Annotated in this window: 7 protein-coding genes; 3 read left to right on the top strand and 4 right to left on the bottom strand. The window is 70.3% G+C overall.

Translation table 11 applies throughout. The features are described from left to right. Positions 1-419: LysM peptidoglycan-binding domain-containing protein (locus VF542_RS02545; protein WP_408650139.1), on the top strand; the 419-nt coding region annotated here is incomplete at its 5' end. Further along, the gene (locus tag VF542_RS02540) at positions 416-1,096 is read left to right on the top strand and encodes an Rv3235 family protein (protein WP_408650138.1); all 681 of its coding nucleotides are present in this window, start codon (positions 416-418) and stop codon (positions 1,094-1,096) included. The genes VF542_RS02545 and VF542_RS02540, both read left to right, overlap by 4 nt. Before the next feature lie 50 nt (positions 1,097-1,146). Here the strand turns inward: VF542_RS02540 and secA are convergent, their stop codons facing one another. Beyond that, positions 1,147-3,951, bottom strand: coding sequence for a preprotein translocase subunit SecA (gene secA, locus VF542_RS02535; RefSeq protein ID WP_408650137.1), 2,805 nt, complete (start codon positions 3,949-3,951; stop codon positions 1,147-1,149). A 66-nt stretch (positions 3,952-4,017) separates the two neighbouring features. On the opposite strand from secA, the gene VF542_RS02530 reads away from it, so the two are divergent. Next, the gene (locus VF542_RS02530) at positions 4,018-5,139 is read left to right on the top strand and encodes a GNAT family N-acetyltransferase (RefSeq protein WP_408650136.1); all 1,122 of its coding nucleotides are present in this window, start codon (positions 4,018-4,020) and stop codon (positions 5,137-5,139) included. 40 nt (positions 5,140-5,179) lie between these two features. On the opposite strand, the gene nadD is transcribed toward VF542_RS02530, so the two are convergent. The 3 genes from nadD to VF542_RS02515 form a co-directional block, all read right to left on the bottom strand. Further along, complete coding sequence (gene nadD, locus VF542_RS02525; RefSeq protein ID WP_408650135.1) at positions 5,180-5,818, bottom strand: nicotinate-nucleotide adenylyltransferase; 639 nt, start codon at positions 5,816-5,818, stop codon at positions 5,180-5,182. A 46-nt stretch (positions 5,819-5,864) separates the two neighbouring features. Then, complete coding sequence (locus VF542_RS02520; protein WP_408650134.1) at positions 5,865-7,316, bottom strand: glutamate synthase subunit beta; 1,452 nt, start codon at positions 7,314-7,316, stop codon at positions 5,865-5,867. A gap of 175 nt (positions 7,317-7,491) precedes the next feature. Then, positions 7,492-8,225 (bottom strand): trypsin-like serine protease (locus VF542_RS02515; RefSeq protein ID WP_408650133.1); only part of this gene is annotated, 734 nt, incomplete at its 5' end.

Here is an 8,225-nt window from a genome sequence, read left to right as displayed (position 1 = left end):
CGCCGGCACCCAACGGCACCCCAGCGGTACTGCCAGCCCTCGGCTGGCCCACCGATCCGAGCCCCGCCAGCGATCCACGCCCACCCGCCAGCGATTCAAGCCCGGCCACCGATCGGAGCCCGGCCAGCGATCCCAGCCCGGCCAGCGATCCACGCCCACCCGGCACGACCGGCTCGGGGCACGACATCTCCGCCGGCACCCACGGACCCGGAGGTCGGGTGACGGTCCGGCCCGGTGATTCGCTGTGGTCGATCGCCGCCGATGGGCTGGGCGCGATGCCGTCGGCAGCACGCATCCAGGCCGAATGGCCGCGCTGGTACGCAGCCAACCGTCTGGTGATCGGCGCCGATCCCAACCTGCTCCGGCCGGGCGCCAGCCTGGTGGTTCCCGCACCCGCCCGCACGGAGACCGGACCATGACGACGTCAGCGCTACCAGTCCCGCTCGACGAGCGCGACCACGAACACGAGCGCGACCACGGCCACGGACCGGAGTGCGGCCACGGACCCGAGCGCGGCCACGAGCGCGACCACGGACCCGAGCGCGACCACGACCCGGTGTCTCACAGCCAGGCCGGGACGCAGCGATTCCTGCTCCGGCCCGCCCCACGTCGGGAACCACTGTTCGACGACGAGCAGCCCGGCCGGCACCTGAGCGTGGTGGGCCCGCTGGACCAGCCGCTGCCCTTCGACGCCCTGGGCGACGCCACAGCTTGGGCATTGCGGTTGCCTCCCCAGCCCGACCCGTTCGCGGTCCGGCCCACTGGCCGGCACGAGCTGCCGGAGCCGACCGCACTGGCCAGGCGGCTGGTGATCGGCGTCATCGAGACTGCCACCGGACGCCGATCCGCGTCACAACTGCGCCACCACACCAGCCCGACGGTGCAGGCGGGGCTGGCCCGCGACGCCGGCCGGATAAGCCGGCTGGGTACCGCCCGCAGGCCGGCCGCGCTGCACTCCCTGCATGTCATCGAGCCGGCCGACGGGGTGGCCGAGGTTGCCGCGGTGCTGCGGGTCGGCGACCGCTTCCGGGCGCTGGCGCTCCGCCTGGAGGGATTGGACGGCCGGTGGCGGTGTGTCCGCCTGCAGATCGGCTGAACCGGGCGGCGGAGGAACGAACGGGGGTGTTCCTCGCCGCCCGGTGCGGCTCAGCGCTTGCGCTTGTTGCCCCGGCTCCCCCGGTTCGGGTTCGCCCGCCGCTGCTTGGCGGTTCCGGCCCGGGTGCCACCGGCCGGCGCGGCGCCGCCCTCGACGTGCACCTCGGGGGTCTCCGAACCCAGCGCCGGGGCGCTGTAGGTCAGCGGAGCGGTCTCGGCCCTGGGACGGCCCAGGCCCTTGGCGGAGATGTGCGGGTGGTCCTCCTGCTCGGGCTGCGTCGCCAGGGCGGCCAGCACGCCGTCGGCATCCAGTTCGGCCGGGGTGTCCCCGGGCATCACCTCGGGCGCCGGCGGCTCGTCGCCCTCGATCTGCACCTCGAGGTTGAACAGGAACCCGACGGACTCCTCCTGGATGGCGTCCATCATCGCCTGGAACATGTCGAAACCCTCCTTCTGGTATTCCACCAGGGGGTCTCGCTGGGCCATCGCGCGCAGGCCGATGCCCTCTTGCAGGTAGTCCATCTCGTACAGGTGCTCGCGCCACTTGCGGTCCAGCACCGACAGCAGCACCCGGCGCTCGAGCTCCCTGGTGACCTCCGCGCCCAGCTCCGCCTCGCGCTGGTCATAGGCAGCCTGGGCGTCGGCCACGATCTCCTCGACCAGGAACTCGCGGGTCAGGTCGTTGCGCTCGCCACCGGCGGTCTTGATCGCCTCGTCGGGAGTCAGCGAGATCGGGTACAGCGTCTTCAGCGCCACCCACAGCTGCTCCAGGTCCCACTCCTCCGGATAGCCCGAGGAGGTCGCACCCTGGACGTACGAGGTCACCACCGAGGTGATCATCGGCCGGATCTGGTCGCTGAGATCGGCACCGGAGAGCACCTGGCGACGCTCGTCATAGATCACCGTGCGCTGCTTGTTGAGCACCTCGTCGTACTTGAGGACGTTCTTGCGGATCTCGAAGTTCTGCTGCTCGACCTGCGTCTGGGCGGACTGGATCGCCTTGGACACCGTCTTGTTCTCGATCGGGGTGTCCTCGGGCAGCCGGAGCATGTTCATGATCATGGCGATCCGGTCGCCGTTGAAACGCACCATCAGGTCGTCACCCAGCGAGAGGTAGAACCGGGACAGGCCCGGGTCACCCTGCCGGCCGGAGCGGCCGCGCAGCTGGTTGTCGATCCGGCGGGACTCGTGCCGCTCGGTTCCCAGCACGTACAGGCCACCGAGTTCGACGACCTCGTCGTGCTCGCGGGCGTTGCGCTCCTTCGCCTTGCTCAGCGCCGCCGGCCAGGCCGTCTCGTATTCCTGCGGGGTGTCACTCGGGCTCAGTCCCAGCTCGCGAAGCTCGCTGTCGGCGGCGAACTCCGGGTTGCCGCCGAGCATGATGTCGGTACCGCGACCGGCCATGTTGGTGGCGACGGTCACCGCGCCCTTGCGCCCGGCCATGGCGACGATCGCCGCTTCACGATCGTGCTGCTTGGCGTTGAGGACCTCGTGCGGAACGCCCCGGCGCAGCAGCAGGTTCGCCAGGACCTCGGACTTGGCGACGCTGGCGGTACCGACCAGGACCGGCTGGCCCTTCTCGTGCCGTTCGGCGATGTCGTCGACCACCGCCGCGAACTTGGCATCCTCGGTCTTGTAGATCAGGTCGGTGTCGTCCTTGCGGATCATCGGACGGTTGGTCGGGATCGGCACCACGCCCAGCTTGTAGATCTGGTGCAGCTCGGCTGCCTCGGTCTGTGCGGTACCGGTCATGCCGGAGAGCTTGGAGTACAACCGGAAGTAGTTCTGCAGCGTGATGGTGGCCAGCGTCTGGTTCTCCTGCTGGATCTGCACGCCTTCCTTGGCCTCGATGGCCTGGTGCATGCCCTCGTTGTACCGCCGGCCGGCCAGCACCCGTCCGGTGAACTCGTCGACGATCAGCACCTCACCGTTGCGGACGATGTAGTCCCGGTCGCGCTTGTACAGCTCCTTGGCCTTCAAGGCGTTGTTCAGGTACCCCACCAGCGGCGTGTTCGCGGCTTCGTAGAGGTTGTCGATCCCGAGCTGGTCCTCGACGAACTCGACGCCGACCTCGGTGACCGCGACGGTGCGCTTGCCTTCCTCGACCTCGTAGTGCTCGTCCTTCCTCATCCGGGGCGCCAGCCGGGCGAACTCGGGGTACCAGCGCTGGTTCTCATCGGCCGGGCCGGAGATGATCAGCGGGGTCCGGGCCTCGTCGATCAGGATCGAGTCGACCTCGTCGACGATGGCGTAGTTGTGGCCGCGCTGCACCAGGTCATCCAGCGACCAGGCCATGTTGTCGCGCAGGTAGTCGAAGCCGAACTCGTTGTTCGTGCCGTAGGTGATGTCACAGGCATAGCTGGCCCGGCGCGCCTCGGGTGTCATGTTCGACAGGATCTTGCCCACCGAGAGCCCGAGGAAGCGGTGCACCCGGCCCATCCAGTCGGCGTCGCGGGAGGCGAGGTAGTCGTTCGTGGTCACCACGTGCACGCCGTCGCCGGAGAGCGCGTTCAGGTAGGCCGGCAGCGTCGAGACCAGCGTCTTGCCCTCACCGGTCTTCATCTCGGCGATGTTGCCCAGGTGCAGCGCCGCACCGCCCATCAGCTGCACGTTGTAGTGGAACTGGCCCAGCGTCCGGCGGGCCGCTTCACGGACCACCGCGAACGCCTCGGGCAGCAGCTCGTCGAGGGTCTCCCCCTCGCCGTACCGGGCCCTGAACTGATCGGTCAACGCACGCAGTTCGGCGTCAGTGAGATCGACGTAGTCCTCTTCGAGGCTGTCGATATGATTGGCGATGGACGTCAGTCGCCGGATGATCTTGCCTTCGCCGGCGCGCAGCAGCTTGTTTAATACCACGCGGACATGCTACTTGGCTCCCGCTCGGCGCAGGATTTGAATGTCGTATCTGGCACCGTGGGGGCTATGGCGGACTGGAACGGAGTAGAGTTCGAAGGCCTGGTGCTGCATTCCGGACGGCTGACGCTGCGGCCCTGGCAGCCGGGCGACGCCGCAGCGGTGCAGGCCGTCATGGCCGACGAGCGGATGCACCGGCACCTGCCGCTGCCCTGGCCCTACAGCGCCGAGGATGCCCGCGGTCTGGTCACCGAGCAGGGCCGGGCCGCGGGCAGCCGGCTGGACTGCGCCATCGCCGAGAACACCAGTGGGCGGCTGGTCGGCAGCGCCACCCTGCAGCTGCCCTCGCCCGGCGCCGGCGGCGCTGACAGCGCCGAGATCGGTTACTGGGTGGCTGTGGCTGACTGGGGCCGGGGCTTTGCCACCGAGGCCACCCGGACGTTGGCACGCTTCGGCTTCGGCAACGGCCTGATCCGGATCCGGATCCGGTGTGAGGTGCCGCACGTCGCCTCCGCCGCGGTGGCGCTGCGGGCCGGCTTCGGCTTCGAGTCGATCAGCCGGGCCAGCCTGCGCGGCACCGGTGGTTCGGTGCTCGACGCTGCCGTCTTCGCCCGGACGGCCACCGACCCCGACGAGCCGGTCGCAGTGTCCTGGCCGGTGTTCGGGCCGGTCAGCGACGGGGTGGTCACCGTGCGCCCCGTCGGTCCGCACGACTGGCCGGTCCTGCTCGCCGAGGCCAACAATGACGCCGCCCGGCAGTGGGGGTTCAGCGACGAGCGGGTGACCGAGGCGCAGGCCAGGGACCGGGCCGGCCGGGCAGGGCTGGACCGGCTGGTGAGCGGCCAGAACTGGCTGCTGATCTGCGACGCCGCCACCGGCGCCGGGGCCGGCATCCTGACCCTGCGACGGTTCGGGCCGCCGGGAGTGGTGGCCATCGGCTACGGGGTGCTTCCGGAATTCCGCGGGCGTGGCTTCACCGCCCGGGCGCTGGCGCTGCTGGCCGGCTGGGCGTTCAGGAGGACGCAGATCGTCCGGCTGGAGCTCGGCTGCAAGGCCGGCAACGTCGCCTCGGCTCGCGCGGCGCTGGCCGCCGGCTTCGTCCAGGAGGGCCGGCGGGCCGGCCGGCTGCGCAACCCCGACGGCAGCTACAGCGACGAGCTGGTGTTCGGGCTGGTCCGCCCGCCGGCCTGAGGCGGCTCACGCCGCCCCGAGGTGGCCGAGGCGGCAAGCCTCAGCGCCGGTACAGCCGGTGCTTGGCGATGTACTGCACCACCCCGTCGGGCACCAGGTACCAGACCGGCCGGCCGGCCTGGACCCGTTGCCGGACCGCCGAGGACGAGATCGCCATCGCCGGCACGTCCAGCAACGTGACGATGTCGGGGGGCAGGTGATCTCCGGACAGGTGGTAGCCGGGCCGGGTGACCCCCACCAGATGGCACTTGCGAAACAGCTCGTCGGCGTCCTTCCAGGACAGGATCGCCTGCAGCGCGTCGGCCCCGGTGATGAAGAACAGCTCGGCTCCGGCGCGGATGGCCGCGATGTCACCCACCGTGTCGACGGTGTACGTCGGTCCCGGGCGGTCGACGTCCACCCGGCTGACCCAGAACCGCGGATTGGACGCGGTCGCCACCACCGTCATCAGGTAGCGGTGCTCGGCGGTGCTCACCTCCCGCTCGGCCTTCTGCCACGGCTGCCCGGTCGGGACGAAGACCACCTCGTCGAGGTCGAACAGGTCGGCCACCTCGCTGGCCGCGACCAGGTGGCCGTGATGGATCGGGTCGAAGGTGCCGCCCATGATGCCCACCCGGCGCGGCTGGCCGTCGGCTGGAACTACCGCCGGCCAGCTTCCGGACTCGGACTGAGCGGTCATGGCGGGCATCCTATGGGCCGTCGGGGCCGGCGCCCGCCAGGCTGGCTCAGCGCTGCGCCGCGGTGCTCGGCGTGATCGGCGCCGGCAGGATCGACTCGCCGGTCAGCCAGCGGTCGACGCCGGCCGCGGCCGAGCGGCCCTCGGCGATCGCCCACACGATCAGGCTCTGCCCCCGCCCCATGTCGCCGGCCACGAACACGCCGTCGACGCTGGTGGCGAAGTCGGCGTCACGGCCCACGTTGCCGCGCTCGGTGAGCCGCACCCCGAGACCGTCCAGCAGCTCGTTGCGCTCGGGGCCCAGGAAGCCCATCGCCAGCAGCACCAGCTCGCACTCCAGATCGAACTCGGTGCCCGGAACCTTCTGGAACCGGCCGTCGACCAGCTCGACCTGATGCGCTCGCAGCCCGCGCAGGTTGCCCTGCTCATCGCCGAGGAAGCACTCGGTGTTCACGGCGAACACCCGCTCGCCGCCCTCCTCGTGGGCCGAGGCGGTCCGGTACATCAGCGGCCAGGTCGGCCACGGGTGCTCCTCGGACCGGGCAGCCGGCGGCCGGGCCAGGATCTCGAACTGGTGCACCGACACCGCACCCTGCCGGTGCGCGGTGCCGAGGCAGTCGGCGCCGGTGTCCCCGCCGCCGATGATCACCACCCGCTTGCCGGCCGCCGAGATCGGTGTGGTGTCGTAATCGCCCTGCTGGACGCGGTTGGCCGGCGGCAGGTACTCCATCGCCTGGTAGACGCCGGTGAGTTCACGGCCCGGGATCGGCAGGTCGCGCCAGGCCGTGGCGCCGCCGGCCAGCAACACCGCGTCGTAGTCCTGGCGCAACTGCTCGACGGAGATGTCCACCCCGACGTTGACCCCGGTGCGGAACTCGGTGCCTTCGGCGCGCATCTGCTCCAGCCGCCGGTCGATCACCCGCTTCTCCATCTTGAACTCGGGGATGCCGTAGCGCAGCAGCCCGCCGATCCGGTCGGCGCGTTCGAGCACGCTGACCTGGTGGCCGGCCCGGGTCAGCTGCTGGGCGGCTGCCAGCCCCGCGGGACCCGAGCCGACGACCGCAACCCGCTTGCCGGTCGGCCGGCTGGCCGGTAGCGGCGTCACCCAGCCGTTGTCCCAGGCGTGCTCGATGATCTCCTTCTCGACCTGCTCGATGGTCACCGGGTCCTGGCTGATCCCCAGCACGCAGGACGCCTCGCACGGCGCCGGGCAGAGCCGCCCGGTGAACTCAGGGAAGTTGTTGGTGGCATGCAGCCGGTCGATGGCATCCCGCCAGCGGTCCCGGTACACCAGGTCGTTCCACTCCGGAATCAGGTTTCCCAGCGGGCAGCCGTTGTGGCAGAACGGGATGCCGCAGTCCATGCACCGGCTGGCCTGGGTTCGGGTGACCGCGTCGTCGGCCGGTTCGTAGACCTCGCGCCAGTCCTGGATGCGGACCGCGACCGGCCGCCGCCGCGGAAGCTCGCGGTCATGCTTGAGAAATCCGGTGATATCGCCCACTGGCCAGCCCGTCTCGTGGAGTTGCCTGCACACGGGACAGCACCGGCCCACCGAAAGGATACGTGAGGAGGAGCGACAGTTGTGGACAGACAGCAGAGCCGGGGCGGACCGCGATGTCGCGGCCAGCCCCGGCTCCGAGCCCGGCTAGATCAGCCGATCAGGTGCGATGACCTGATCAGGCGGTCGCCGGGTAGACCCCGAAGGTCGCCAGCCAGTCCTGGACGACCTTGATGTCCACCCGCTGGTAGCCGCCGAGGTAGCGGCAGTTCTGGGTGTAGGTGTAGCTGGTCACGGTCACGACGTAACCGTTGAGGAAGGTCGGGCCGCCGGAGTCGCCGAAGCAGGTGCCGCCGGTGCCGCGGTTGTCGTTGGGGTTTCCGTTGAGCTGCAGGATCTGGTTGGTCAGCTTCTGCCCCGGCTGCACCGTGTACCGGCGGATCAGCGGGTAGCTCATCGGCTGGGGCTTCTGCGGCCCGGAGTCCGGCTTACGCACCTCGGTGCCGTAGCCGACCGAGGTGAACAGGGTCTGGTTCAACCTGGGCTGGGCGTAGGCGTCGAGGTAGTTCAGCGGAGCCAGGGTCGCCGGCTCGATGTTGGTCACCGGGCGGTCCAGCACGATCACACCGACGTCGTTCCAGTTGTTCAGGTCGGTGAAGCCGGAGTAGTCCGGGTGAGCGTAGGCGGTGCCGGACAGGAAGCCGGCCGCTTCGATCTCAGCCTGGGTGTAACCGGTATCCGGGTTGGCCGCGACCTGGTAGCCCGACGGCGGCTCGAGGGCCACCACCGAGCGGAAGTCGACCAGGGTCTTGCCGACCGTGTCAACCGTGCAGTGCGCGGCCGTGAGCAGGACGGTGGGAGTGACCAAGGTCGCCGTGCAGCGGAACCGGCCGTCCGGAGTGTAGTACAGGA

The sequence above is a fragment of the Jatrophihabitans sp. genome (assembly GCF_036389215.1).
Lineage (GTDB): Bacteria > Actinomycetota > Actinomycetes > Mycobacteriales > Jatrophihabitantaceae > Jatrophihabitans_A.
This window is presented reverse-complemented; position numbering and strand designations above follow the sequence as displayed.